The organism is Candidatus Brevundimonas colombiensis, assembly GCA_029202665.1.
GTDB lineage: Bacteria > Pseudomonadota > Alphaproteobacteria > Caulobacterales > Caulobacteraceae > Brevundimonas > Brevundimonas colombiensis.
Genome location: CP119326.1, coordinates 2460555 through 2486195, shown reverse-complemented (window position 1 = coordinate 2486195; position 25641 = coordinate 2460555). Strand labels below are relative to the sequence as shown.

Genomic DNA, 25641 nt, shown 5'->3' with positions numbered 1-25641 from the left:
ACGATCATGGCCAAGCCTCCCCCGCCCCCGAAACACACGACCGCGCAGCCCGCACGCAAAGCCGGCCGCCCCACCTCCGCAAAGCCGCGCCCGCCGCGTCAGACCAAGGACAAGCCGCAATCGCCGCCCGAGGCGCCGCCGCCGGCCGATGAGCCCCAGCCCGCCTTTGCGGGTGCCGAGCAGGCCGCGCTGATCGAGACGCTGTCGCTCAATCTGGCCAAGGCGGCGATGATGGCGCAGGGCGCGATGGCCGAGGCGGCTCTGAGCCAGGCCGCAAAAAACCCGGAGGGTCCGCCGGCGCTGACGTCCGATCCGTTCAATGTCGGTCCGGCCATGACGTCGGTGATGACCAGCCTGGCCGCGCGTCCCGACAAGTTGTTCCAGGCCCAGGCCGATCTGTTCGGCCGCTACATGGATCTGTGGAGCAGCACCGCACGTCAGGCGGCGGGCGAGGCGCCCGCGCCCGCGCCGGCCGACAAGCGGTTCAAGGACCCGGCCTGGTCGGAAAACCCGATGTTCGACATGATGCGGCGGTCCTATCTGCTGACATCGGACTGGATGAACGGGCTGGTCGCGGGCGTCGAGGACGTCGATCCAGCGGTGAAACGCCGCGCCCAGTTCTTCACCCGCCTGCTGACCGACGCCTTCTCGCCCTCGAACTTCCTGGCCTCCAACCCGGTGGCGCTGAAGGCCCTGGCCGAGACCAGCGGCGAATCCCTGGTGAAGGGAATGCAGAACTTCGCCGCCGATCTGGAACGGGGCGGGGGATCGCTGCGCATCAGCCAGGCCGATTACGGCAAGTTCGTCGTGGGCGAGAATGTCGCCACCGCCCCCGGCCAGGTCGTCTGGCGCGATGCGTTGTTCGAGCTGATCCAGTACGCGCCGACCGGCGAGACCCAGCACGAGATTCCGCTGCTGATCTTCCCGCCGTGGATCAACAAATTCTACATCATGGACCTGCAGCCCGCGAACTCGCTGATCCGCTGGCTGTCGGGGCAAGGGTTCACGGTGTTCGTCTGTTCCTGGGTGAACCCGGATCGCGACAAGGCCTGGTTCGGCTTCGACGACTATCTGGAAAAGGGCGTCTATCGCGCCGTCGAAAAGACGCTGGAGCAGGCGGGAACGAAGCAACTGAACGCCGTCGGCTACTGCATCGGCGGCACCCTTCTGGGCGCGAGCCTCGCCCATATGGCGGCGAAGGGCGATAAGCGCATCGCCGCCGCCACCTTCTTCGCCGCCCAGCACGATTTCGCCGAGGCGGGCGACCTACTCCTGTTCACCGACGACCACTGGATCGCCGAGATCGAGCGTCAGATGGATGCGGCGGGCGGCGTCCTGCCCGGGGCGGCGATGGCGGAAACCTTCAACGCCTTGCGATCCAACGACCTGATCTGGTCCTTTTTCATCAGCAACTATCTGCTGGGCAAGGACCCGCCGGCCTTCGACCTGTTGTTCTGGAACGCCGACCAGACGCGGATGCCCAAGGCGCTGCACCTGGCCTATCTGCGCCAGATGTATGGGGCGAACGCCCTGGCCAAGGGGGAGTTCGAGATCGGCGGACTGAAGGCCGATCTGTCGAAGGTGAAAATCCCGCTGTATTTTCAGGCCAGCCGCGAAGACCATATCGCACCGATGAACTCCGTCTATCGCTCGGCGCGGCTGTTCGGCGGTTCCGACGTGACCTTCACCCTGGCGGGATCGGGCCATATCGCCGGCGTCATCAACGCTCCGGCGGCGCGCAAATATCAGCACTGGACCAACCCTGCCCTGCCCGACACCCTGGGCGAATGGCAGGCGGGCGCCGTGGAGCATCCTGGCAGTTGGTGGGAGCATTGGGCGGCGTGGCTCGGCGCGCGGTCCGGAAAATCGATCCCCGCGCGTGATCCGTCCAAGGGTCCGTTGAAGCCCATCGAACCTGCGCCCGGCAGCTATGTGAAAGTGAAGTCTTGAACCGTATCGAACCGAACGCCCTCCTGGCGCTCAGCACCGGCGTGGCCCTGGCGCTTCTGGTCATGACCGCCAGCGTCTTCGGCGCGCCGGGCAATACGCTGAAATACGTCCTATCGGCGGTGATCTGCGCCGGGGCCTTCGTGCTGCTGAACGGCCGGATGGCGCGGATGATGAAACGTCCTGCGGTCCGGCCGATGATCGATGCGGACGCGCCGGGCACGGCCGTCTGGTCGGGACTGTTTCCGCTGATAGTCATCGCCATGGCCTGCGCGCCGGTCTTCTTCGCCGGTCACGACTATGGCCTGCTGGTCATCATCGCCTCGGTCGTCTTCGGCGCGACGGTGGAGTCCGCTGTCAGGGCGAATCGCTAGGCGGCCACGAACTTCAGCGCCAGGCCGTTGTTGCAGTACCGCAGGCCGGTCGGACGTGGTCCATCCGGGAAGACATGACCCTGATGCGCCAGGCAGCGGGCGCAGTGGTACTCGGTGCGCGGAACGCCGATCGCCAGGTCCCGCTTCCGGCCGATATTGGCCCCGATCACGTCATAGAAACTGGGCCAGCCGGTGTGGGAATCGAACTTCCACTCCGATCGAAACAGCGGCAGGTCACATCCCTTGCATATGAAGGCGCCGCGCGCGTGCTGGTCGTTCAAGGCGCTGGAATAGGGACGTTCGGTCGCCTCGTGCCGCATGATGCGCCAGGAGGCGTCGCCCAGGCGTCGTCGCCAGTCCGCATCCGACACCCGGCGATAGGGCGAGGCGGCGTAGCCCCCCTGTCCGGCCTCGGACGTCTCGGGCGAACAGGCGGAAAGGGCGAGCGCGCCGGCGCCCATCAGAACGCCCCGGCGATGCTGGATCAGGGACTGGGTCATGTCCCTGATACGACGGGCGCCGCCAAATGGTTTCAGCGGCTCAGATCAGGCCCGTCGCCTCGTCCAGACCCAGCATGATGTTCAGGTTCTGCACCGCCGCGCCCGAGGCGCCCTTGCCCAGATTGTCGAGCAGGGCGACCAGCCGCGCCTGTTCGCCATTGCGATCACCGAACACATGCAGCCGCAGACGGTTGGAGCCGTTCAGGCCTTCGGGCTCGATGCCCGTCATGGCCTCGGTCTCCTCCAGGTCCGCGACCTCGACGAAGCGTTGACCGTCATAGGCCTCGACCAGTGCGCCATGCAGCCGTTCGACCGAGGGCGTTTCCGGCAGCGCCCCCAGATGCAGCGGAACCTCGACCAGCATCCCCTGGCGATAGGCGCCGACGGCGGGCGTGAACAGAACGTCGCGGCTCAGACCCGCGTGCTTCGTCATTTCCGGCACATGCTTGTGCTTCAGCGTCAGACCATAGGCGCGATAGGCGGTCGCGGCGCCCCCGCTGTTTTTTGGGGCCGTTTCGAACTCGGCGATCATGGCCTTGCCGCCCCCGGAATAGCCCGAAACCGCATTGACCGTGACGGGATAGTTGGACGGAACCAGCCCCGCCTTCACCAGCGGCCGCATCAGGCCGATGAAGCCGGTGGGATAGCAGCCGGGGTTCGACACGAACTGAGAGCGGGCGATCAGGTCGCGCTGCCCCGCATCCATCTCGGGAAACCCATAGGCCCAGCCCGGCGCGACGCGATAGGCGGTTGAGGCGTCGATCACCTTGACCGAAGGATTCTCGACCATGGCCACGGCCTCCCGCGCCGCATCGTCGGGCAGGCACAGGATCACGGCGTCCGCGCCGTTCAGGGCCTCGCGCCGCGCCTCCACTTCGCGACGACGGTCGCCCAGCAGGACCAGTTCCAGATCCGGGCGCGCTTCCAGCCGCTCGCGAATCTCGAGCCCCGTGGTCCCGGCCTCGCCGTCGATGAAGATTGTGTGGGTCATGACTGCCTCGAAAAAAGAAAAAGGGCGCTCCGGGTCTCCCCGAAGCGCCCCAAATCCAAAACCGCGTGAACGCGATCAGCGCTTCGAGAACTGGAAGCTGCGGCGCGCCTTGGCGCGGCCGTACTTCTTGCGCTCGACGACGCGGCTGTCGCGGGTCAGGAAGCCGTGCGGCTTCAGGACCTTGCGCAGTTCCGGTTCGAAGTGCGTCAGGGCGTGCGACAGGCCGTGGCGGATGGCGCCGGCCTGGCCCGACAGGCCCGAACCTTCTACGGTGCAGACGACGTCATACTGGGTGGCGCGGTCGGCGACGTTCAGCGGCTGGGCCACCATCATCTGCAGGACCGGACGGGCGAAATAGGCGGCCACGTCCTTGCCGTTCACGGTGATCTTGCCGGCGCCGGGCTTCACCCACACGCGGGCGATGGCGTTCTTGCGCTTGCCGGTCGAATAGGCGCGGCCCTGGGCGTCCAGCTTCTGGACATAGACGGGCGCGTCGTTCTCGGCCGAGGCCGACAGGCCCTTCAGGGCGTCGAAGCCGGTCGCGGTTTCGGTGTTGGTCACGTCGGTCATGCTCAGACGCTCCGGGTGTTCTTGGGCGACGCCGACTTGAAGTCGATCGTTTCCGGTTGCTGGGCTTCGTGTTCGTGCTGGCTGCCGGCGAACAGGCGCAGGTGCGTCATCTGCTTGCGGGCCAGGGGGCTTTCCTTGGGCAGCATGCGCTCGACGGCCTTTTCAAGGACGCGCTCGGGGAAGCGACCGCCCAGGACCTTTTCCGGGGTCGTCGACTTGACGCCGCCGGGGTGGCCGGTGTGGCGATAGTAGATCTTGTCGGTGTTCTTCTTGCCGGTGAACACCACCTTGTCGACGTTGGTGACGACGACATAGTCGCCGCAATCGACGTGGGGGGTGTAGTCGCCGCGGTGCTTGCCGCGCAGACGGTTGGCGATGAAGGTCGCGAGGCGGCCCACGACGACGCCTTCGGCGTCGATGTGAATCCACTTCTTCTCGACCTCGGCCGGCTTCAACGAAGCCGTAGTGCTCTTCAGCATGAGGGGGTTCCTGGAGACGAAAATCGGGTCCGGCCCCCGAAGGAACCGAATGAAGGCGCGCTGATACCGGAGACGATCGGTCGCGTCAATGCGCAAAGCCCGCGCCAAATTGAGATAAGATACTGATTTAACAAATTATTTCAAACGCGGTATTAAAATACCCACTCCACTGAACAGCGTGAACGTTACGAAATAACAGATTTCGTCATCAAACCATGACGTTTCCCAGCCATCCGGGGCGTGAAGCCTTTCGGAGCGTCCCATGCATCTTCATCGCCGCAGCCTGATCTCCTCCAGCGCCGCCCTCGCCTTTTCGGGCCTCGCCCGCAACGTTCAGGCGGCCGAGGAGACCTATCTGAACGAGGTCGAAGCCTATGGCCCGCTGAAGCGAGACCCGAATGGCCTGCTGGATCTGCCTGAGGGCTTTTCCTATCGTATCGTGTCCCAGGGCGGCGAGACGATGGCCGACGGCCTGCTGGTGCCCGGCCAGTTTGACGGCATGGGCTGTTTCGGCCTGGGCGGAACCCGCGTCGCCCTGGTGCGCAACCATGAACTGAAGGGATCGTCCGCCGCGCACCGCAACTGGGGACCGGGCGGCTATAATCAGCAGCGGATCGGCCTGCTGGACGCGACGCGCGCCTATGACACCTACAAGGACGGTCGGCCCCTGCCCGGCGGCACGACGACGGTGATCTATGACCTGTCGACCGGCAGGACCGAGCGTCAGCAGCTCAGCCTGGCGGGCACCAGCACCAACTGCTGCGGTGGGCAGACGCCGTGGGGATCGTGGCTGACCTGCGAAGAGACGGAGGAGACGCCCGCCGACGCCGACGTGACCAAGGCGCACGGCTATGTCTTCGAAGTTCCGGCGCGCGCCGAGGGGCTGGTCGATCCCGTCCCCCTGACCGCCATGGGCCGTTTCGATCACGAGGCCGTCTGCGTCGATCCGCGCACCGGCATCGTCTATCTGACCGAAGATCGGCCGGACGGCCTGTTTTATCGCTTCATTCCTGATGCGCCGGGCGAACTGGTCAAGGGCGGACGGTTGCAGGCCATGGTCCTGCGCGGACACAAGGGGGCGGACACCACCAACCACCAAGATCGGCTGTGGTCCGTCGGCGACTGGCTGGATGTCGACTGGATCGACATGGCTGAGGTCGAAAGCCCGAAGGCGGACTTGCGCCAGCGTGGACATGTCGACGGCGCCGCCCTGGTGGCACGGGGCGAAGGCATCTGGTGGGGCGACGGAGAGCTCTATCTGACCGCCACATCGGGCGGGCCGATCCAGAGGGGGCAGATCCTGCGCTACGTCCCCTCGCCCGACGAAGGTCGCGCGGGCGAGGCGCGTCGTCCGGGACGTCTTCAGCTCTTTGTCGAAAGCACCAACGAGAAGACGCTGAACATGGGCGACAACATCACGATCGCGCCCTGGGGCCACCTGATCGTGTGCGAGGACAACTATTCCAGCGACATCAAGAACCACCTGAAGGGCGTCACGCCGGATGGAAAAATCTACACCCTGGGCCGCAACGTGTTTCAGGGAAACTCGGAGTTCGCCGGGGCGGTCTTCTCACCGGACGGATCGACCCTGTTCGTCAACATCCAGTATCCGGGCATGACCCTGGCCATCAACGGCCCATGGCGCGCGGCCCGGACATGAAGATGCGGGGCTGAGCGCGCAACACCACCCATAGGTTCGCCGTCGCCGCCGCCAGCACCAGGGCGGCGCCGCCCTGGTGCAGCACGCCCAGCCAGACCGGCACGGCATGCATCAGGGTGACGACGCCAAGCAGAGCCTGGGCCCAGATCAGGCCGGCCAGGGTAAAGGCCGCAAACCCCATGCCTTCGGCCACGCGCCAGCGCCAAGCCTGGAAGGCGTAGATGCTGACGGCGAGCAGCAGACCATAGGCGATCAGCCGGTGATTGAACTGGGTCAGCGCCTGGTCATGCAGAAAGGCGCCCGCCCCCAGGCTCCAGTCGGCCGGCGGCAGAACCTGACCGTTCATCAGAGGCCAGTCGGTATAGACAAGCCCGGCATGCCCCCCTGCGACGAGCGCGCCCAAGAGGCATTGCAGGAAGACCAGCCCCAGCAACAGACCCGCGCCTCGCGCCCAGCCGACGGGCGGACGACCGTGATCTTCTCCGTTCCAGGCTTCCAGCCCGGTCCAGATCAGGGCGGCGAACAGGACGAAGGCCAGGCCCAGATGCGTGGCCAGTCGCTCGGGCGCCACGCTGACCCGCTCGGACAGGCCGCTAGACACCATCCACCACCCGATCAGCCCCTGCAGCCCGCCCAGCGCCAACAGCACCACGCAACGCCAGATCAGCCGATCCGGCATGGCCCACAGGCGAAACACAGAGCGCGGCGGCGCGACACGGCATAGCAGGAAGAAGGCCAGCGGCAGGGCGAACACCCCGCCGACCAGCCGCCCGATCAGCCGATGCAGCCACTCCCACCAGAAGATGCCCTGAAACTCCCCCAGGCTCATCCCGGCGTTGATCTGGGCGTACTGGGGAATCTGCTTGTACTTGTCGAACGCCTCGTTCCACTGGGCGTCGTTCAGCGGCGGGATCGCGCCCATGATAGGCTTCCATTCGGTGATCGACAGGCCCGAACCCGTCAGGCGCGTGATGCCGCCGACGACGACCATCAGGAACACGATGGCCGCCGTGGCGAACAGCCACACGGCCACCGCGCGATTGCGATCTGGATTTCCGAAACGGTTCATTCGACGCCCGACGCTGACCCGGATATGCTGTCGCGCTCGACCATGACCAAATCGCGACCGTGGCGGTATGCCCCGCTCTTGACGGAAGATCGAGTCGGATTGAGTTAACGGCGCTGACGCCGCAGGAGATCAGGGTTGCAATACGCCGATATCGCCGCCGCCCTCGTAGGCGGACTGCTTCTGGCCTGGATCGCCGACCTATCGACGGGGCGTCGCGGCTTCGGCGGGACGTCGCTGGTGTCTGGGGTCGGCCTGGCCTGCGGCTGGTTCCTGGCGGTGCGGGTCTTTGCGATCAGCACGACGGATAGCTGGGTCTGGGTTCCTTGGGCCCTGGTCGGATCGGGCGTCTGCCTGGTCGCCTTCTTCCTGTTCCGGACCAAGCGCTGATGCCGCCGCGCGCGCGTCGATTCGTCGCCTCTATCGGCGTGCTGGCCTTTCTTGTCTTGTGGGTCTGGGGGCTGATCGCGCTGCGCGGACTGTTGCCGCCTTCCGCCTGGATCGACTTCGCCTTCTTCGGCGTGGGCGGCACGGCCTGGGGCTTGCCGCTGATCCCGCTGCTGAAGTGGGCCGAACGCGGCTGAGACCAGATATGGCGATGGGGCCGCCCGAAAGGACGACCCCACCATCATCATTCTATTTTTCAAGAATGGTCGGAGCGACAGGATTCGAACCTGCGACCCCTTGACCCCCAGTCAAGTGCGCTACCAGGCTGCGCCACGCTCCGAAGGCGCTCCCTATAGACGCGGGCTTCTGGGATCGCAAACCCTAAAACGACTTATCCACCTACCGGATGAGAACGGCGTCCAGACGCGCTTTCGCCTGCTCAAGATCGGCCAGAAGTCGCTGCAAACCCGAGGTTTCATATCGCATTGTATCGGCGACCACGGATATCTGTTCGTCCGAGACGTCCGGGATCAGATCGGCGGTTTCGGTCCCGACCAGCTTCCTCAGCCCCTGCTCCTTGTGCAGACGCTGGACGCCGCGAATGGTCAGGCCGTCCTCGTGCAGCAGGCGCTTGACCGCCTTCAGCACCAGGATGTCCTGCGGTCGGTAGAATCGACGCCCGCCGGCGCGTTTGACCGGCGTGACGAAGTCGAACTTGGTTTCCCAGAAACGCAGAACGTGCTGCGGCGCCCCGACCTCTTCAGCCGCTTCGGAAATGCTGCGAAAGGCGCCGGCGCTCTTGGCCACCGGAATCAGGCCTCGACGACGGCGTCGTGAACCCGGCTTTTCATGATCTGGGAGGCGCGGAAGCTGATGACCCGGCGTGGATTGATGGCCGCCGGCTCGCCGGTCTTGGGGTTGCGCCCCATGCGGGCGCGTTTTTCGCGAACCTGAAAGACGCCGAAGCCCGACAGCTTCACCGTCTCGCCGCGTTCCAGCGATTCGACGATCAGCTCCAACGTCCGCTCGACCAGGGCCGAGCATTCCTGACGCGACAGGCCGACCTCGTCATGAACCGCCTCGCACAGATCCGCCCGGGTCACAGTCTGTTGGCCTGTCATCATATCCCCCGCTCGCGCGATCAAGTCGGTGTCATAGGGCCGCAAAGGCCCCGAAAAATCAATGCCGCCGGGCGACTTTAGAGTCTCAGGGCGCAGGCGCCCCAGGTCAGGCCGCCGCCCATGGCCTCCAGCAGCACCATGTCGCCCTTCTTGATCCGTCCGTCCTGGATCGCAGCGTCCAGCGCCAGCGGGATGGAGGCGGCCGAGGTGTTGGCATGCGTGGCGACGGTGGAGATCACCTTGTTCTCGTCCAGGCCCAGACGGTCGCCCACGCCCTTGATGATCCGCTGATTGGCCTGGTGCGGCACGAACCAGTCGACGTCGGAAATCTGGATGTTCGCGGCGGCGCAGGCGGCGGTGATGCCTTCGGCGATGTTGACGACGGCATGGCGGAAGACCTGATTTCCGGCCATGCGCAGATGGCCGACCGTTCCCGTCGTCGCCGGCCCGCCGTCGACATAAAGAAGGTCGGTCTTGGAGCCGTCGGCGCGCAGGGCGAAGCCGAGCATCCCCTGGTCATCCGACGTCCCCTGCCCTTCGCGCGGCTCAAGCACGACCGCGCCGGCGCCGTCGCCGAACAGGACGCAGGTGGTCCGGTCGGTCCAGTCCATCAGCCGGGTCATCTCTTCGGCCCCGATCACCAGGGCGCACTTCGACAGGCCGCGCGCCACAAAGCCGTCCGCGACGCTCAGGGCATAGACGAAGCCGGAACAGACGGCCTGAACATCGAAGGCCACGCCAACGCCGGCCCCCAGCTTGTTCTGAACGATGGAGGCCACCGCGGGGAAGGTCATGTCCGGCGTCGTGGTCGCCACGATGATCAGGTCGACGTCCGTCGGCGCCCTGCCTGCATCGGCCAGGGCCTTCCGAGCCGCCTCGACGGCCAGATCGCTGGTCGGCTGGTCGTCACGCGCCCTGTGGCGCTGCTTGATGCCGGTGCGCTCCTGAATCCATTCGTCGGAGGTGTCGACGATCTTGGCCAGATCGGCGTTGGTGACGATCTGCTCCGGCAGGAAGGAGCCGACGCCGGTGACGACGCTGCGTGTGACGCTCACTGGACGGTATCTCCCACGGGGGCGGCGGCCTTGGCGTGATCGAACACCGCGTCCAGCTTGCCCAGGTTGTCCCCCACCTTGCTCATATAGTCGCTGCGCGCCAGATCGACGGCGATGCGGATGGCGTTGCCGAAACCCTTGGCGTCCGCGCCGCCATGGCTCTTGACCACGATGCCGTTCAGACCGAGCAGAGGTCCGCCGTTGATGGCGCTGGGGTCGATCTTCTGACGCATCTTCTTCAAAGCCGGCATGGCGATGGCGGCGCCCAGCTTGGACTGCAGGTTGGAGGTCAGGGCCTCCTTCAGCAGGGCGGAGATATAGCGGGCCGTGCCTTCGGCGGTCTTCAGGGCGATGTTGCCGGTGAAGCCGTCGGTGACGACCACGTCCACCGTGCCCTTGGCGATGTCGTCGCCCTCGACGAAGCCGTGATAGTTCAGGTCGAATGGGCCGTCGCGCAGGATGGCGTGCGCCTCCTTGACCTGTTCGTTGCCCTTCATGTCCTCGGAGCCGACGTTGAGCAGACCGATGGTCGGGCGGGCGACGCCGCGCACCGCCGCCTGAAAAGCCTCGCCCATGATGGCGAACTCGACCAGTTGTTCCGCATCGCTGCCGATGTTGGCGCCTACGTCGAGAACGGCGGTATGGCCCTTGAACGTGGGCCAGCTGGCGACGATGGCCGGTCGCTCCAGACCGGGCGCTGACATCCGCAGGATCAGTTTGGCGATGGCCATCAGGGCGCCGGTGTTGCCGGCCGAGACCACGCCGCCCGCCTCGCCGGTCTTCACGGCCTCGATGGCGTTCCACAGGCTGGAGCCCTTGCCGCGCCGCATGGCCTGGGCCGGTTTTTCGTCCATGGCCACGACCTTTTCGGTGTGACGGATATCGATGATGTCGGCCGGCAGGTTGCAGCGCGCCAGATGCGCCCGGATCTGGGTCTCGTCGCCATGCAGCAGGAACCGCACGCCCTCGCCGTCATGGGCGGCGAGATAGCTGCGGATGCCGGGAACGACCACGGAGGGCCCGTGATCACCGCCCATGGCGTCAAGCGAGATCGTAACTGGGGTGGGCAAATGGACCTCGTGTGGCCGCGTCGTCTTGTCGCGGCGCTTCGGATTGGGCGCTGGACGATAGCGCCGACGCCGGGGGATGCAACCACCCGATCCCTACGTCAACCTCGGCCGCGCCTCAGGCCGGATCTTCGCGATTCTTTAGCGCCTTCAGGGCGGCGAACGGCGAAATCTCGTTGGGCTCTTCCGGTTGCACGAAGGCCGCGCCCGGCTTGCGAGGGAAGGGGTCCAGCGACAGCACCAGCTGTTCGACAGCGTATTGGCCCAGGTCGATCTTGCCGTCCTCGATCAGGTCGGCGCCCTCCTCGTCCAGCGTGATCTCGATCTCGTCGGTTTCCTCAGCCGCCGCCTCAGCCAATTGGATCGAGAAGCGCCGGTCCACATCGACCGGCAAAGGCTCCAACGTCAGACCGCAGGTCTGGACGGCGTGGGCGACGACCCGCCCCTTCATGGTCCATTCGCTGGAAGACGGCGTCGGCTTGATCTCCAGATCGACCACGAAATCCTCAAGCCCCTGCAGGTCCAGGGATCGTGCGATTCGTCTGCGCGCCTCGGCGTCCGGCTCCAGCCGACGGTTCAGACCGGCGCCGATCTGATTGATGCGAACCACGTCGCTGAAGGGGTGCGTCATGCTCATCTCGTTCAAACCTCGGCCCAGGCCGGGATCGCCAGCACGGCCTTGAAATCCTGTTCGCCCAGCGCCGATCGGCTGGCCAGAGCGTAATCCGCCAGGGCGGCGGCGTGTTCAGCCTGCGGATCGGCATAGATGTTGCGAGCCATCGCCTCAGCGAGTGCAACGGCGTCCCCGTTCCGAAGCGGCGTTTCATAAGCGTTCATGCGACCGTAAACCGCCTCGCCCAGCTTGCGCATCTTCTTGCCGACAGAAACATCACCCACCCCTTCCTCGCGCAGGGCATGATCCAGCGCCGACACATAGACGTCGAACACCGCCTGGGCCGCATCGCTCCCTTGAGCCGTGTTTTCATCGCGAAAACGCAGCACCAGCAGCAGCACGTGCAGCGTATAGAGTTCGAATCGGGCGTCGATGCGGTCGGCGACGTTCAGGCGCGTATAGAAGTCGGGATTACGCGCCTGGGCCACGGCCTTGGCGTACAGATTATCGCCGATGCGCGGCCCGGATCGGGGTTTGAACAGGTTTTTCAGCATGGGTTCCTACGGCCCCTTTTCCGCCGCGCCGTTGAACTAGGACGCAGGTCCGTCTAGGTCAAAGACCTTGTTCTCTCGCAGGCGCCCGACCATGTCCCGTTTCGTCCCGCTTCTCGCCGCTGTTTCGCTGGCCGGTTTCAGCGCCGCCTGCGCGCCCGTCATCGGCTCCAACGGCTTCCAGGCCATCGACGCCAAGCCCCAGGACGTGGTCGCCGGGACGGACACCAAGGAAACGGTGCTGGCCAAGCTGGGCTCGCCCTCGACGACATCCACCTTCGAACCGAACCAAGTCTGGTACTACATCAGCCAGACGACCGAGAAATACACCTACAACCTGCCCAAGGTCTCCAGCCGCACGGTGACGGAAATCACCTTCGCGCCCGGCGGCGATCAGGTGGCGGCGGTGCGGACGCTGGGTCTGACGGACGGTGAGAACGTCGCCATGAACCGCAACGAGACGCCGACCCGCGGCCGCTCGCTGACGGTGCTGGAGCAATTGCTGGGCAACGTCGGCCGTGGCCAGCTGCCACGCACGGAAGACAATACGCCTGGCCAGCGCCGCCCCGACTGAGGCCGGCACGCCTTACAGGCAAGCGAACGGCCCGGAGATGGCTCTCCGGGCCGTTTTCCTGTCAGGAGGGTCTTAGCCGACCGATCCGCTGGCCAGCACCGCCAGCAGAAGCAGGGCGACGATGTTGGTGATCTTGATCATCGGGTTCACCGCCGGACCGGATGTGTCCTTGTAGGGATCGCCGACCGTATCGCCGGTCACGGCCGCCTTGTGGGCTTCCGAGCCCTTGCCATGGACGACGCCGTTCTTGTCGGTGAACCCTTCCTCGATCACCTTCTTGGCGTTGTCCCAGGCGCCCCCGCCTGAGGTCATCGAGATGGCCACGAACAGGCCGGTCACGATCACCCCCATCAGCATGGCGCCCAGCGCGGCGAAGGCGTTGGCCTTGTCCGAAATGCCCAGAACCGCGACGAACAGGACGATGGGCGACAGCACCGGCAGCAGCGACGGCACGATCATCTCGCGTATCGCGGCCCGGGTCAGGATGTCGACCGCACGGCCGTATTCCGGCTTGACCTGATAGGTCATGATGCCGGGGTTCTCGCGGAACTGACGCCGCACCTCGGCGACGACCGATTCAGCCGCCCGTCCGACCGCCATCATCGACATGCCGCCGAACAGGAAGGGCAGCAGCCCGCCGAACAACAGACCGACCACGACATAGGGGTTGGTCAGGTCGAAGGCGATCGGCCCCATATTGGCGAAGAACGGATAATCCGCCGGATTGGCCGAGAAATACTGCAGGTCCGACGTGTAGGCGGCGAACAGGACAAGGGCGCCCAGGCCGGCCGAGCCGATGGCGTAGCCCTTGGTCACGGCCTTGGTGGTGTTGCCCACCGCATCCAGTGCATCGGTCGAATGCCGCACGTCGCTGGGCAGACCCGCCATTTCGGCGATGCCGCCCGCGTTGTCGGTGACGGGACCAAACGCGTCCAGAGCCACGATCATTCCCGCCACGCCCAGCATGGTCGTGGTGGCGATGGCGATGCCGAACAGGCCGGCCAGTTGGAAGCTGACCACGATGCCGACGATGATCGTCAACGCCGGCAGGGCCGTGGCCTCCAGCGACACCGCCAGCCCCTGGATGACATTGGTGCCGTGACCGGAAACCGAGGCGTTGGCCACGGACCGCACCGGCCGGAAGCCCGAGCCGGTATAGTATTCGGTCACGACGACGATGGCCGCCGTGACCGCCAGTCCGACCATGCCGGACCAGAACAGGGCCATGGGCTGGATTTCCAATCCGCCCGCCGTCACGATCGGCCCCGTCACCATCTGGTTGATGACCCACCAGACCGCGCCGATGGACAGGACGCCCGTCACGATCAGACCCTGATACAGCGCCCCCATGATGTTGCGGCTCTTGCCCAGCCGCACGAAGAAGCTGCCGATGATGGAGGTGACGACGCAGACCGCGCAGATCGCCAGCGGCAGGACCATCATCACATCCACATAGGGCTGCCCCCGGAAGAAGATGGCGGCCAGCACCATGGTCGCCACCGTCGTCACCGCATAGGTTTCGAACAGGTCGGCGGCCATGCCGGCGCAGTCCCCGACATTGTCGCCGACGTTATCGGCTATGGTCGCGGCGTTTCGGGGATCGTCCTCGGGGATGCCCGCCTCGACCTTGCCCACCATGTCGCCGCCCACGTCGGCGCCCTTGGTGAAGATGCCGCCGCCCAGACGCGCGAAGATGGAGATCAGCGAGGCGCCGAAGCCCAGCGCCACAAGGCCGTCGATGACTTCGCGCCCGGTCGACGCCAGTCCCAGATGCTGGGTCAGCAAGATATAATAGCCGGACACCCCGATCAGGGCGCCGCCCGCCACGAACATGCCGGTGATGGCGCCCGATCGGAACGCCAGGTCCAGCCCCTTGGCCAGACCTTCGGATGCGGCCTGCGCCGTGCGGACATTGGCCCGCACGGAAATCAGCATTCCCGCATAGCCGGCCGCGCCGGACAGGACTGCGCCGATCAGGAAGCCGACGGCGGCATAGACGCCGATCAGGACATAGGCGGCGATCAGGATCACGACCCCGACCAGGCCGATGGTCAGATATTGCCGCTTCAGATAGGCCGAGGCGCCTTCCTGAATCGCGGCTGCGATCTCTCGCATCTTGTCGTTTCCGGTGCTCGCCTTCATCAGCACGGCGGTCTGAGCGGCGCCGTAAAGCACCGCCAGAACGCCGGCCGCGAAGACCAGCGTGAGTGAATTCGTCATTGGCGTTTCCATGCCCTTGCAAACAGGCGCGCAGGCCTTTGCGCGGTCGGGCGTTATCGCCTCTGTCCGCCTTCCGGTCCCCCCGCACGCGGCGAACGCGTCAGTGCGTCCCTTGGGATTTGCAGGAGGAGCGTGTCATGCGTTGGAAACTGGCGCAACGGGGGTCGCCAAACTGGGTCAGCGCGGCTGCTGCATCCCGGTGCGACGACGCGGGGATTGGCTGACCACCTCCACCCGCCGGATGGAGCCACGGCCCGAGATGCCGACCGAGGCCGAAACCAGGGCGGCGGACAGGGCGCGTTCGTCCAGACGGGTCCAGTCGCCCGGGACGGTGAAGGGCGTGCGATGGGCGGCGCGGACCAGGGCGTCGCGGAAGAAGGCTTCCTTGGGCTTGATCTGCTCCATGGTCTTGCCCGCGCCCAACTCCAGTCGAAGGGCGACGAAGACATAGTTGCGCAGCCGCCCGCCCTCGATGACCGGCAGGCCCAGTCCGGCAATGCTCAACGAGGCTGGCGCGGCGGGCGCGTCGCTGGAGGCGACGGCGGCGCGCGGCAGGCCGTTCGTCAGGGCGATAGTCCCGGCGGCGATCAGGGTTCTGCGATCCATGGCGGTTCGATAGCCGATGGGCGTTAGGATTCCCTTGCCGCCTCAGCCGTGGGTCCAGCCGCACCGCGCCATTTCGACGGGACGGCCGTCATGGATCGCGGTCAGGCCGGCGCCGGGCACGACCTCCCCTATTCGCGTCAGCCGAACCAGTCGCCTGTCGGCTTCGCGGCGCAGGGCCTCCTCGTGGCGGGGATGGGCGGTGAAGGCGATCTCATAGTCGTCGCCGCCGCTGGCCAGGTCTTCCAGCGCCAGCTGGGCGTCCACGCGGTCGTCGAACCACGCCTGGGCGGCGGCCGACAGCGGCAGGACATTCAGATTCAGGGTGATCCCGACGCCGCTGGCGCGGGCGATATGGCCCAGGTCGGCGGCCAGACCATCGGACACATCCACCGAGGCGGTGGCGAACTCGCGGATCGCCGGGGCGAAATCCAGACGCGGTGTCGGCGTGCGGTAATGGTCGACCAGGGCGGCGATCCGCTCCTCGTCCAGCGATAGTTCACCCCTCGCGGCCCTGAGACCCAACAGTCCGTCGCCGATCGCTCCCGTGACGAACACCAGGTCACCGACCTGCGCTCCCGCTCGCGACACCGCCGCGCCTGTCGGCGCCCACCCCAGCGCGGTCAGGGAAAAGCTGGCCGGCCCCGGCGTCTTGACGGTGTCGCCGCCCAACAGGGCCACGCCGAACCGCGACTGATCCTCCGCCAGACCCGCCGCAAAGGCCTCGCGTTCGGGCCAGCCGCACCTTTCGGACCAAAAGCAGGACAGCAGGTACCCAAACGGCTCGGCGCCCTTGGCCGCCAGGTCCGACAGGTTCACCCGCAACAGCTTGCGGGCCACCGTACCCAGCGGATCGTCAGGCAGAAAATGCACCCCCTCGACCATGGCGTCCTTGGTCAGGATCAGGTCGTGGCCGGGTCGCGACGGCAGCACCGCCACGTCGTCCATCAGGCCCCCCGCCCACTCGGGGTGGGCCAGGGGCTTCAGCAGCCTCTCGATCGTCTCGAACTCGCCCGCGACGTCGAGCGCCGGCATTATTTGCGCGTGTCTTTGGCCACGCCGTCCAACGCGGCGTTGACGAAGCGCGCCTCGGCGTCGTCGAAGAAGGCCTTGGCCAGTTCGACATATTCGTCGATCACGACCTCGCGCGGCGTCTCCGGGTGTTTCATCAGCTCCCAGGCGCCGGACCGCAGCAGGGCGCGCAGGGTGGCGTCGATCCGCTCGAGCTTCCAGTTGGAGGCCAGGCGCGCCTTGATGGCGGCGTCGATGTCGCGCTGGCTTTCGATCACGCCGCGCACGATGTCGGCGAAATAGGCCTCGTCGGCCTCGGCCAGGGCCTCGCCCTCGATGTCGCCGTCGAAACGGAATTTGGAGAATTCGGTAATCACCGTCTCCACGCCCTCACCCGCCAGCTCCATCTGGTACAGGGCCTGCACGGCGGCCAGGCGCGAAACAGTGCGGGCGCGACGCTGTTTGGACGTCAGATTCGGTTCGGCGCGCTGCCTTTCGGCTTCGGCGAGTTGTTCTAGGACGGCTTTTACGCTGTTCGGTTCAGTCATGCGCCGACGCCTACGCGCAATCGCTTCTTCAAGGCAATGAGGTCCAGGCAGGCTTTCGCCGCCCCGCCCCCCTTATCCCCTTCCGAAAGCCGCGCGCGATACCAGGCCTGATCCTCATCCTCGGTCGTCAGCACGCCGTTGCCGATGGCCAGACCCTTGACGCCCAAGGCCATGATGCCCGCCGCAGACTGATCCGACACGATCTCGAAATGATAGGTCTCGCCGCGGATGACCGTGCCCAGGGCGACATAACCATCATAGCGGGGCGCGGTCGGGAACCGGCCCGCCTCTTCGGCCATGGCGATGGCGGGCGGGATTTCCAGCGCGCCGGGCACGGTGACGACGTCGAAATCGGCGCCGCGCGCCTTCAGCGTCTCCTTGGCGCCTTCCAACAGGGCGTCGGCCAGGGCGTCGTAGAACCGCGCTTCGACGATCAGAATACGGGGGGTCTCGCTCACGCCTTCGTCTCTCCATCCATGTCGCGCCAGCCGACGATGCGCAGGCCATAGCCCTCCAGCGCCATCGGTTCGGGTCGCGTCGAACTCATCACGATCATGTCCCTGACGCCCAGGTCCAGCAGGATCTGCGCCCCGACGCCATAGGCGCGCAGCGAACGGTCCATCGCCGCCGGCCGATCCGCCCCCGCCAGACGTTCGGCCAGCGACGTCAGCGACGGATCGCGCAGGAAGACGACCACACCCGGCCCGTCATGATCGGTGATCTGGCGCAGGGCGCTGGGCACATAGTCCTGGCGCGCCTCGACATGACCCAGCAGATCGCAGGCGAAGTCCACCTGGTGCATCCGCACCAGGGTCGGCTTGGACGGGTCGATCCGGCCGTGAACCAGGGCGACATGCTCGGCGCCCTCGATGGTGTTCTTATACAGCATCAGCCGGAAGGGGCCGCCGTGGACGCTTTCGAACGGGGTATCCATGATCCGCTCGACGAACCGTTCGGTGCGACGGCGATAGGCGATCAGATCGGCGATGGTGCCGATCTTCAGCCCATGCATCTGTGCGAAGGCGATCAGATCGGGCATCCGCGCCATCTCACCGTCGTCCTTGATGATCTCGCAGATCACCCCGGCGGGGGTCAGGCCGGCCATGCGGCTGATATCCACCGCCGCCTCGGTATGGCCGGCACGGACCAGGACGCCGCCGTCACGCGCCACCAAAGGAAAGATGTGGCCGGGCGAGACGATGTCGTCCATGCCCTTGGACGCATCGGTGGCCACATGGATGGTGCGCGAGCGGTCGGCGGCGGAGATGCCGGTGGTGACGCCTTCCTTCGCCTCGATCGAGACGGTGAAGGCGGTCTTCATGCTCTCGCGATTGTCGGCGGCCATCGGCGGCAGACGCAGCTGCTGGGCTCGCTCGGCCGTCAGGGCCAGACAGACCAGGCCGCGCGCCTGGCGGATCATGAAGTTGATCTGGTCCGGGGTGGCGAATTGGGCTGGGATGATGATGTCCCCTTCGTTCTCTCGGTCCTCGGCGTCCACCAGGATGTAGGGGCGGCCGTTGCGGGCGTCCTCCAGGATATCCTCGATCGGACTGATCGGGCTGTCGTTCAGATTGGCGGCCGGGACTTGCATCATGCCGTCTCCTGCCACCGCGCGAGGTAACGCGCCAGCATGTCGATCTCCAGATTGACCGGATCGCCGACTTTCAGCCCGCCCAGTGTCGTCACCGCCCAGGTGTGGGGGATGATGTTCAGCCAGAAGACGCGCCCCTCGACCGCATTCACGGTCAGGGACACGCCATCGACGGTGATCGATCCCTTGGCGGCGATATAGCGGTGCAACGGCGCCGGCGCCTCGACCGCCACCCGGTGCGATCCGCCTTCGGGCGTGATGGAGACGATGCGCCCCAGCCCGTCGACATGGCCCGAAACCACGTGGCCGCCCATCTCGTCGCCCAGTTTTGCCGCCCGTTCCAGATTGACGCCGTCGCCGGCCGTCCAGGCGCCCAGGGTGGTCTTGGACAGGGTTTCGCTGGAGACCTCGACCGCGAACCAACCCGCCCCCTTCTCCGTCACGGTCAGGCAGCAACCCGCGTGGCTGATCGAGGCGCCCAGGTCGATGTCGGCGGTGTCCCAGACCGTCTGGATCTCATAGCGCCGGTCGCGATCGGTCTGGCGAACCTCGCGGACGCGGCCGATGTCGGTGACGATGCCGGTGAACATTTGGACGCTGGCCCCTTTCGGACCCGAAAAACACAGTCTGAATAGTCTCAATCGTCTGAAATCGACGTCACAGACGGACGTAGCGTTCCCACAGATCGTCCCCGACAGCCTCGACGCCCAGGCGACGGAACTTGGGGGCGTCGGACAGCTTTGCAAGGGCCAGGGCGGCGACGCAGGGCCGCCCCTCCCCGCCCAGCAGGATCGGGGCGCGAAACCATTCCAGCGCATCGACGGCGTCGGCGCGCAGGAACGACGACGCGACCTGCCCTCCGCCCTCAATGAGGACGGATTCCGCCCCGGCGGCGGCCAGGGCCTTCATGACCGCCGCGACGGCGGGACGGCCTTCCTCCACCTCGACCCGGCGAACGGTCGCGGCGCCCACGGCATGGGGCTCGACGGCGGTCAGGATCAGGGTGTTCTCACCAGCCAGTTTCGCGCTGACGGGGGTGCGGAGCCGACTGTCCAGCACGACCCGCAGCGGCTGATCCACCGCGCGGCCCGGCAGGCGGGCGGTCAATTCAGGGTCGTCGTGCAGGACCGTCTGGACCCCGACCAGGATGGCGTCGTGCGCGGCGCGCAGACGATGCCCTTCCAGCCGCGCCGCATCTCCGGTGATCCACTGGCTCTCGCCCGATGCCGTGGCGATCCGCCCATCCAGCGAGGTCGCCAGTTTCAGCGTGACCCGCATCAGACCTTGCCGGTCGGCTCGTCCAGGCCTTCGTCGCCCAGGAATTTGGCGAAGTCGCCGGTGTGGCGGAAGTCCTTGTAAACCGAGGCGTAGCGGACATAGGCGACCTCATCGACGCCCTTCAGCGCCTTCATGATGAAGTCGCCGACCGTGCTGGACGGGATTTCCGTCTCGCCCAGGCTCTCCAGCTGACGCACGATCCGGTTGACCATCTGCTCGACCTGATCGGCCTGGACCGGGCGTTTTCGCAGCGCCACACCCAGCGACCGTTCCAGCTTGTCGCGCTCAAACGGCGTGCGCCGGCCGTTGCGCTTCAGGATGACCAGTTCGCGCAACTGGACGCGCTCGAAGGTGGTGAAGCGCCCGTTGCAGTTGGGGCAGGACCGGCGGCGGCGAATGGCCGAACCGTCGTCCGACGGTCGGCTATCCTTGACCTGCGTATCCTGATGACCGCAAAAAGGGCACTTCATCAGGCGGTTATCCGTAGATCGGGAAGCGGTGCGTCAACTCGCGCACCTGGGCCGCCACGCCCGCCACCACGGCCGGATCGGCCTCGTCGCCGCCGTTCATCGAAGAGACGACATCGGCGATCCAGTGGCCGATCTGCTTGAACTCGTCCTCGCCGAAGCCGCGCGTGGTGCCGGCCGGCGTGCCCAGGCGAACGCCCGAGGTGACGGTGAAGGGCGACGTATCGAACGGCACGCCGTTCTTGTTGCAAGTCATCAGCGCCTTTTCCAACTCGTGCTCGGTCGCCTTGCCGGTCACGCCCTTGGGCCGCAGATCGACCAGCATCAGGTGGCTGTCGGTGCCGCCCGAAACGATGGCCAGACCACGTTCGACCAGCACGGCGGCCAGGGCCTGGGCGTTCTTGACCACCTGTTGGGCATAGAGCTTGAACTCAGGCTTCAGCGCCTCGCCGAAGGCCACGGCCTTGCCGGCGATGACGTGTTCCAGCGGGCCGCCCTGCAGGCCGGGGAAGACCGCCGAGTTGATCTTCTTGCCCAGGTCCGCGTCGTTGGACAGGATCATGCCGCCGCGCGGGCCGCGCAGGGTCTTGTGGGTCGTGGTGGTGACGACATGGGCGTGCGGGATCGGGTCGGGATAGGCGCCGCCCGCGACCAGACCGGCATAGTGGGCCATGTCGACCATCAGATAGGCGCCCACGCTGTCGGCGATCTCGCGGAAGCGTTTGAAGTCGATGTGGCGCGAATAGGCGCTGGCGCCGGCCAGGATCAGCTTAGGCTTCTCGCGCTCGGCCATTTCGGCGACGTGGTCATAATCGATCAGGTGGGTGTCTTCGCGCACCTTATAGGTGACGGGGCGGAACCACTTGCCCGACTGGTTGGCCGGCGAGCCGTGCGTCAGGTGCCCGCCGCAGGCCAGATCCATGCCCAGGAAGGTGTCGCCGGGCTGCAGCAGGGTAAAGAAGACCGCCTGGTTGGCCTGGGCGCCCGAGTGCGGCTGGACGTTGGCGAAGGCCGCGCCGAACAGCTTTTTCGCCCGCTCGCGCGCCAGGTCTTCGGTGACGTCCACGAACTCGCAGCCGCCGTAATAGCGACGACCGGGATAGCCCTCGGCGTATTTGTTGGTCAGGACCGACCCTTGCGCGTCCAGCACCGCCTGGGAGACGATGTTCTCGGACGCGATCAGTTCGATCTGTTCGCGCTGACGCCCCAGTTCGCCCTGAATGCCCTTGAAGACATCCGGATCGGCGTCGGCCAAGGTCTTGGTGAAATAGGAGTCGTGGGTGAAGGCCGTCACGCTGAAATCCCCGCAAATCAGAAGCTGGCCTATCTAGGCCCGCCAGCGCAAGACCACAACATCTTGTGGTGAAGCTGGCGTGGCGCATTCGATCTGCGCCCTAATGAGGCCGGCCGCCAAGCCAGCGGAACTGGACGCGCAGCCTCCAGGAGAAAAACAGGCTCATTATACACGTAAAACGTGTTAACTATGGAAATCCAAGATTGTTTAAAGCCTGATCGGTTTTATCAACGCCAGCACTTTGATCGTTGTGGGCTGATAGTCATGAGATTTGTTCGTCTTGTCTCCCTTCACGCCAGTCTTTTGACGCTTGCCGCAGCAGGCGCCGCAACTGCTCAGGACCGTGACGAAGCCAACGGCTGGCGTGTCACGGTCAGCCCCTATGTCTGGGCGACGTCCCTCGACGGTCACGTCAAATTGGCAGGGCGCAGGGCGCCGGTCGATGTCCCCTTCTCCGATGCTTTCAAGCATCTGGAGTCCATCGCCATGGGCGATATTGAGGTCCGCAAGGGGCGCTGGGCCGGATTTGTCGATTATCAATACGCCCGCACCAAGGAGGGCATGTCCCTGATGGGGCTGCCTTCGGAACTGGGCACGCGGTCGACCACGGTTGCGGGCGGCCTGGCGTATCGGTTGGTCGACAGTCCTCTGGGCGGCCGAACCGTCTTCGGCGACCCGCGCAGTTTCCGCGTCCAGCCCATCGTCGGCGCGCGCTGGAGCAAGCTGCGGGCTGACCTGAACACCCCGCTCGGCGCAACCAGCAAGGGTGTGGACTGGACCGACATGCTGGTCGGCCTGCGCGTCGAGGCGGACGCCACCGACCGATGGACCCTGCGCGGCCAGGTGGATGCGGGCGGACTGGACGGCAACAACCGCAGCAGCCGATCATGGCAGGCGCTGGCCACATACCACACCCCGCTGGCTGGCGGCGCCGTGGCGGTCAATCTGGGCTACCGCCTGCTTGAGCAGAACTATCAACAGAATGACTTCACCGGCCAGCGTTTCGACTGGAGCGTAACGCGCCACGGCCCGGTCGTCGGCCTGTCCCTGACCTACTGATCCCCCACCCCGAGGAGACGACATGCGTAGTCAAGTGAAGAAGGGCGTCGCCGCCCTGGCCGCCGCCTTCATGCTGGCGGTTCCAGCGGCGGAGGCCTGCACCCGCCTTGTCTATCACGGCCACGACGGGGCGGTGATCACCGCACGATCGATGGACTGGAAGGACGAGATCCTGACCAACCTCTGGATCTTCCCCCGGGGGCTTGAGCGCGATGGCGCGGGCGGCGTCAACTCGCTGAAATGGACGTCCAAATACGGCAGCGTCATCGCCAGCGGCTATGATGTCTCGACCGTCGACGGTGTCAATGAGGTCGGCCTGGCCGCCAATGTCCTGTGGCTGGTCGAGTCTCAGTATCCGGCCCCCAATCCGAACAAGCCCAGCCTCAGCATCGCCGCCTGGGCGCAATATGCTCTGGACAACTACGCCACCGTCGCGGAAGCGGTCGACGCCTTGAAGGACGAGCCCTTTGTGCTGGTCACCGACAATGTGCCGGGCCAGCAGCGGCTGACGACCCTGCACCTGTCCCTGTCGGACGCCAGCGGCGACAGCGCCATCTTCGAATATATCGACGGCAAACTGGTTGTGCATCACAGCCGCGACTATCAGGTGATGACCAACTCGCCCACCTTCGACCAGCAGCTGGCGCTGAACAGCTATTGGCGGACGATTGGCGGCACGGTCTTCCTGCCGGGCACGAACCGCGCGGCCGACCGCTTCGCCCGCGCCTCCTTCTACGTCAACGCCGTGCCCAAGTTCGAAGACCCCAACCTGGCGCTGGCCAGCGTGTTCAGCGTGATCCGCAATGCGTCCGTGCCCTTCGGCATCTCGACGCCGGATCAGCCGAACATCTCCTCGACGCGCTGGCGCACGGTCGTGGACCACAAACGCAAACTCTATTTCTTCGAGTCCGCCCTGACGCCGAACACCTTCTGGGTGGACCTGAAGAAGATCGACTTCTCGCCGCGCTCACGGGTCAAGCGGCTGGTGTTGGGCGAGAACCAGATCAACACCCATGCCGGCGACACCACCGCCGGCTTCAGCGACGCCGCCCCCTTCCCCTTCCTGGGGCCGCAGTAGGGTTCGGAGATGAGCGGCCGCCGGATGATCCGATCCGGCGGCCGTCGCAATACGGATCAGGCGCGATTCTGCAGCGTCCGCCTCAGCTTGGCGATCGCCACCCGCTCTACAGACCTGGGTTCGTTGACCGGACCCATGGCGCTGACTTCACGACCAGTGGCGACGTGGATAGCCGAACATTTGACGTAGGGGCCGTTGCGGGTGAACTCGACGATGACCTCGCCGAGGTCGTCGCCCGTCGTCACGCGGCGACGGGACGGCGCGCCACGTTGCAGTGCGCGAACAGCTTGTCCATCGCCTGGACCAGATGATCCATCATGGCGTCGGTGTGGTTCGGCGAGGGGGTGAAGCGCAGACGCTCTGTCCCCTTGGGCACGGTGGGATAGTTGATCGGCTGAACATAGACGCCGTAATCGTCCAGCAGCATGTCCGATATCATCTTGCAGTGGATCGGATCGCCGACGTGCACGGGCACGATGTGGCTCTCGCTTTCCATCACCGGAATACCGGCGGCTGCGAAACGGGCCTTAAGCGTCGCGGCGCGTTCCTGATGTTTTTCACGCAGTTCGGGGTGGCTCTTCAGATGCCGTACCGAGGCCAGAGCCCCCGCCGTCAGGGCGGGCGGCAGGCTGGTGGTGAAGATGAAGCCCGAGGCCCAGCTGCGCACCGCGTCCACGATCACCGCGTCGGCGGCGATATAGCCGCCCATCACGCCGATGGCCTTGCCCAGGGTGCATTCGATGATGTCGATCTGGTCCAGGACGCCGTCGCGTTCGGCCACGCCCGCGCCGGTATCGCCATACAGGCCGACGGCATGGACCTCGTCCAGATAGGTCATTGCGCCGTATTTCCTGGCCAGGGCGATGGTGCCGGCCAGGTCGGCGATGTCGCCGTCCATCGAATAGACGCTTTCAAAGGCGATCAGCTTGGGCGCGTCGGCGGGCGCGGCGGCCAGCAGGCTTTCCAGATGCGCCAGGTCGTTGTGCATGAACACGTGACGCTCGCCCCCGCCGTGGCGAATGCCGGCGATCATCGAGGCGTGGTTCAGCGAATCGGAAAAGACGATCAGGCCGGGCAATATCGTCTGAAGCGTCGAGAGCGTCGCCTCGTTGCCCACATAGCCCGATGTGAACAGCAGCGCCGCTTCCTTCTGGTGCCAGTCGGCCAGCTCGGCTTCCAGGTCTACCGCCGAACGGGTCGTGCCGGAAATGTTGCGGGTGCCGCCGGCGCCTGCGCCTACGGCGTCGATCTCTTCGTGCATGGCCGCCAGGACTTCATCATGCTGGCCCATGCCGAGGTAGTCGTTGGAGCACCAGATCACGACATCCTGCTGGGACCCGTCCTCGCGGCGGCGCACGGCGAGCGGGAACTGTCCGCGCACACGCTTGAGATCGGCGAAGACGCGATAGCGTCCTTCGCTGCGAACCTGCTCCACGGAGCGGCTGAAGGCGGCCTTGTAATCGAACAACGCGGGGTCTTTCGCTTATGGCGACGGCTGAGCGTTTTCTGCTCTTCCAGCGACGCCTTGTCCATGTCC

General features: G+C 65.9%; 32 protein-coding genes and 1 tRNA gene. 8 read left to right on the top strand and 25 right to left on the bottom strand.

The features are described from left to right. The first annotated feature begins 6 nt into the window (after positions 1–6). Entirely contained in the window at positions 7–1950 is a 1944-nt protein-coding gene (gene phaC / locus P0Y50_12175; protein ID WEK39293.1) for a class I poly(R)-hydroxyalkanoic acid synthase, read from the top strand. Beyond that, on the top strand, positions 1947–2321 hold the full coding sequence (locus P0Y50_12170; GenBank protein WEK39292.1) for a hypothetical protein: 375 nt from the start codon (positions 1947–1949) through the stop codon (positions 2319–2321). The genes phaC and P0Y50_12170 overlap by 4 nt, the downstream gene beginning before the upstream one ends. Here the strand turns inward: P0Y50_12170 and msrB are convergent. From msrB to rplM, 4 genes are all read right to left on the bottom strand, one after another. Further along, positions 2318–2821, bottom strand: a complete 504-nt coding sequence (msrB, locus tag P0Y50_12165; GenBank protein ID WEK39291.1) for a peptide-methionine (R)-S-oxide reductase MsrB — start codon at positions 2819–2821, stop codon at positions 2318–2320. The two genes, P0Y50_12170 and msrB, sit on opposite strands and share 4 nt — an antisense overlap. A 40-nt stretch (positions 2822–2861) precedes the next feature. Further along, positions 2862–3812 (bottom strand): N-acetyl-gamma-glutamyl-phosphate reductase, encoded by a 951-nt coding sequence (argC, locus tag P0Y50_12160; GenBank protein ID WEK39290.1) that lies wholly within the window; start codon positions 3810–3812, stop codon positions 2862–2864. A 75-nt stretch (positions 3813–3887) separates the two neighbouring features. Beyond that, on the bottom strand, positions 3888–4382 hold the full coding sequence (rpsI, locus tag P0Y50_12155) for a 30S ribosomal protein S9 (GenBank protein ID WEK39289.1): 495 nt from the start codon (positions 4380–4382) through the stop codon (positions 3888–3890). Between the two features lie 2 nt (positions 4383–4384). Beyond that, positions 4385–4861, bottom strand: a complete 477-nt coding sequence (gene rplM, locus P0Y50_12150; protein WEK39288.1) for a 50S ribosomal protein L13 — start codon at positions 4859–4861, stop codon at positions 4385–4387. 262 nt (positions 4862–5123) lie between these two features. Here rplM and P0Y50_12145 point away from each other — a divergent pair, with 262 nt between their 5' ends. Beyond that, positions 5124–6521: a DUF839 domain-containing protein gene (locus P0Y50_12145; protein ID WEK39287.1), complete on the top strand. Its 1398-nt coding sequence runs from the start codon at positions 5124–5126 to the stop codon at positions 6519–6521. On the opposite strand, the gene P0Y50_12140 is transcribed toward P0Y50_12145, so the two are convergent. Further along, on the bottom strand, positions 6490–7590 hold the full coding sequence (locus tag P0Y50_12140) for a COX15/CtaA family protein (protein WEK39286.1): 1101 nt from the start codon (positions 7588–7590) through the stop codon (positions 6490–6492). The two genes, P0Y50_12145 and P0Y50_12140, sit on opposite strands and share 32 nt — an antisense overlap. 135 nt (positions 7591–7725) lie before the next feature. Here P0Y50_12140 and P0Y50_12135 point away from each other — a divergent pair, with 135 nt between their 5' ends. Both P0Y50_12135 and P0Y50_12130 read left to right on the top strand, forming a co-directional pair. Continuing rightward, on the top strand, positions 7726–7977 hold the full coding sequence (locus P0Y50_12135) for a transglycosylase (GenBank protein ID WEK39285.1): 252 nt from the start codon (positions 7726–7728) through the stop codon (positions 7975–7977). Continuing rightward, entirely contained in the window at positions 7977–8171 is a 195-nt protein-coding gene (locus P0Y50_12130; GenBank protein WEK39284.1) for a DUF2842 domain-containing protein, read from the top strand. Before P0Y50_12135 ends, P0Y50_12130 begins: the two co-directional genes overlap by 1 nt. A 66-nt stretch (positions 8172–8237) precedes the next feature. Here P0Y50_12130 and P0Y50_12125 read toward each other — a convergent pair. The 7 genes from P0Y50_12125 to P0Y50_12095 all read right to left on the bottom strand — a co-directional run bounded on the left by P0Y50_12125 (position 8238) and on the right by P0Y50_12095 (position 12384). Next, positions 8238–8314 (bottom strand) — tRNA-Pro (locus tag P0Y50_12125). Positions 8315–8373: 59 nt separating this feature from the next. Next, the gene (locus P0Y50_12120) at positions 8374–8781 is read right to left on the bottom strand and encodes a MerR family transcriptional regulator (protein WEK39283.1); all 408 of its coding nucleotides are present in this window, start codon (positions 8779–8781) and stop codon (positions 8374–8376) included. A 5-nt stretch (positions 8782–8786) separates the two neighbouring features. Further along, complete coding sequence (locus P0Y50_12115; GenBank protein WEK41571.1) at positions 8787–9095, bottom strand: integration host factor subunit alpha; 309 nt, start codon at positions 9093–9095, stop codon at positions 8787–8789. A gap of 77 nt (positions 9096–9172) precedes the next feature. Continuing rightward, positions 9173–10150: a ketoacyl-ACP synthase III gene (locus tag P0Y50_12110; GenBank protein WEK39282.1), complete on the bottom strand. Its 978-nt coding sequence runs from the start codon at positions 10148–10150 to the stop codon at positions 9173–9175. Continuing rightward, positions 10147–11220 (bottom strand): phosphate acyltransferase PlsX, encoded by a 1074-nt coding sequence (gene plsX, locus P0Y50_12105; GenBank protein ID WEK39281.1) that lies wholly within the window; start codon positions 11218–11220, stop codon positions 10147–10149. Before plsX ends, P0Y50_12110 begins: the two co-directional genes overlap by 4 nt. A 115-nt stretch (positions 11221–11335) precedes the next feature. Continuing rightward, entirely contained in the window at positions 11336–11848 is a 513-nt protein-coding gene (locus tag P0Y50_12100; protein WEK39280.1) for a DUF177 domain-containing protein, read from the bottom strand. An 11-nt stretch (positions 11849–11859) separates the two neighbouring features. Next, the gene (locus tag P0Y50_12095; protein ID WEK39279.1) at positions 11860–12384 is read right to left on the bottom strand and encodes a ubiquinol-cytochrome C chaperone family protein; all 525 of its coding nucleotides are present in this window, start codon (positions 12382–12384) and stop codon (positions 11860–11862) included. 91 nt (positions 12385–12475) lie between these two features. Between P0Y50_12095 and bamE the strand changes: the two genes are divergently transcribed. After that, positions 12476–12955: an outer membrane protein assembly factor BamE gene (bamE, locus tag P0Y50_12090; protein ID WEK39278.1), complete on the top strand. Its 480-nt coding sequence runs from the start codon at positions 12476–12478 to the stop codon at positions 12953–12955. A 72-nt stretch (positions 12956–13027) separates the two neighbouring features. Here bamE and P0Y50_12085 read toward each other — a convergent pair whose 3' ends face one another. The 11 genes from P0Y50_12085 to P0Y50_12035 form a co-directional block, all read right to left on the bottom strand. Further along, positions 13028–15175 carry a sodium-translocating pyrophosphatase gene (locus tag P0Y50_12085; protein ID WEK39277.1) on the bottom strand — a complete coding sequence of 716 codons (2148 nt, stop codon included), beginning with the start codon at positions 15173–15175 and terminating at the stop codon, positions 13028–13030. 177 nt (positions 15176–15352) lie between these two features. After that, positions 15353–15781 carry a hypothetical protein gene (locus tag P0Y50_12080; protein ID WEK39276.1) on the bottom strand — a complete coding sequence of 143 codons (429 nt, stop codon included), beginning with the start codon at positions 15779–15781 and terminating at the stop codon, positions 15353–15355. Between the two features lie 42 nt (positions 15782–15823). Continuing rightward, the gene (gene thiL, locus P0Y50_12075) at positions 15824–16813 is read right to left on the bottom strand and encodes a thiamine-phosphate kinase (GenBank protein ID WEK39275.1); all 990 of its coding nucleotides are present in this window, start codon (positions 16811–16813) and stop codon (positions 15824–15826) included. After that, positions 16813–17337 carry a transcription antitermination factor NusB gene (gene nusB / locus P0Y50_12070; GenBank protein ID WEK39274.1) on the bottom strand — a complete coding sequence of 175 codons (525 nt, stop codon included), beginning with the start codon at positions 17335–17337 and terminating at the stop codon, positions 16813–16815. The genes thiL and nusB overlap by 1 nt, the downstream gene beginning before the upstream one ends. Beyond that, positions 17334–17795 (bottom strand): 6,7-dimethyl-8-ribityllumazine synthase, encoded by a 462-nt coding sequence (gene ribH, locus P0Y50_12065; protein ID WEK39273.1) that lies wholly within the window; start codon positions 17793–17795, stop codon positions 17334–17336. Before ribH ends, nusB begins: the two co-directional genes overlap by 4 nt. Further along, a complete protein-coding gene (gene ribB / locus P0Y50_12060; protein ID WEK39272.1) occupies positions 17792–18931 on the bottom strand; it encodes a 3,4-dihydroxy-2-butanone-4-phosphate synthase in 1140 nt (379 codons plus the stop codon). Before ribB ends, ribH begins: the two co-directional genes overlap by 4 nt. Continuing rightward, positions 18928–19518, bottom strand: coding sequence for a riboflavin synthase (locus P0Y50_12055; protein WEK39271.1), 591 nt, complete (start codon positions 19516–19518; stop codon positions 18928–18930). Before P0Y50_12055 ends, ribB begins: the two co-directional genes overlap by 4 nt. Positions 19519–19585: 67 nt before the next feature. Next, on the bottom strand, positions 19586–20206 hold the full coding sequence (locus P0Y50_12050) for a RibD family protein (protein ID WEK39270.1): 621 nt from the start codon (positions 20204–20206) through the stop codon (positions 19586–19588). Next, complete coding sequence (gene nrdR / locus P0Y50_12045; protein WEK39269.1) at positions 20206–20676, bottom strand: transcriptional regulator NrdR; 471 nt, start codon at positions 20674–20676, stop codon at positions 20206–20208. Before nrdR ends, P0Y50_12050 begins: the two co-directional genes overlap by 1 nt. Before the next feature lie 7 nt (positions 20677–20683). Beyond that, positions 20684–21967, bottom strand: a complete 1284-nt coding sequence (locus P0Y50_12040) for a serine hydroxymethyltransferase (protein WEK39268.1) — start codon at positions 21965–21967, stop codon at positions 20684–20686. Between the two features lie 207 nt (positions 21968–22174). Next, complete coding sequence (locus P0Y50_12035; protein ID WEK39267.1) at positions 22175–22438, bottom strand: hypothetical protein; 264 nt, start codon at positions 22436–22438, stop codon at positions 22175–22177. 15 nt (positions 22439–22453) lie between these two features. On the opposite strand from P0Y50_12035, the gene P0Y50_12030 reads away from it, so the two are divergent. Together P0Y50_12030 and P0Y50_12025 are read left to right on the top strand one after the other, a co-directional pair. Further along, on the top strand, positions 22454–23026 hold the full coding sequence (locus P0Y50_12030; protein WEK39266.1) for a hypothetical protein: 573 nt from the start codon (positions 22454–22456) through the stop codon (positions 23024–23026). Between the two features lie 22 nt (positions 23027–23048). After that, positions 23049–24104, top strand: coding sequence for a linear amide C-N hydrolase (locus P0Y50_12025; protein WEK39265.1), 1056 nt, complete (start codon positions 23049–23051; stop codon positions 24102–24104). Positions 24105–24160: 56 nt separating this feature from the next. Here the strand turns inward: P0Y50_12025 and P0Y50_12020 are convergent, their stop codons facing one another. Further along, complete coding sequence (locus P0Y50_12020; protein ID WEK39264.1) at positions 24161–24349, bottom strand: hypothetical protein; 189 nt, start codon at positions 24347–24349, stop codon at positions 24161–24163. After that, entirely contained in the window at positions 24346–25572 is a 1227-nt protein-coding gene (gene hemA / locus P0Y50_12015) for a 5-aminolevulinate synthase (GenBank protein ID WEK39263.1), read from the bottom strand. Before hemA ends, P0Y50_12020 begins: the two co-directional genes overlap by 4 nt. Between the last annotated feature and the right edge of the window lie 69 nt (positions 25573–25641).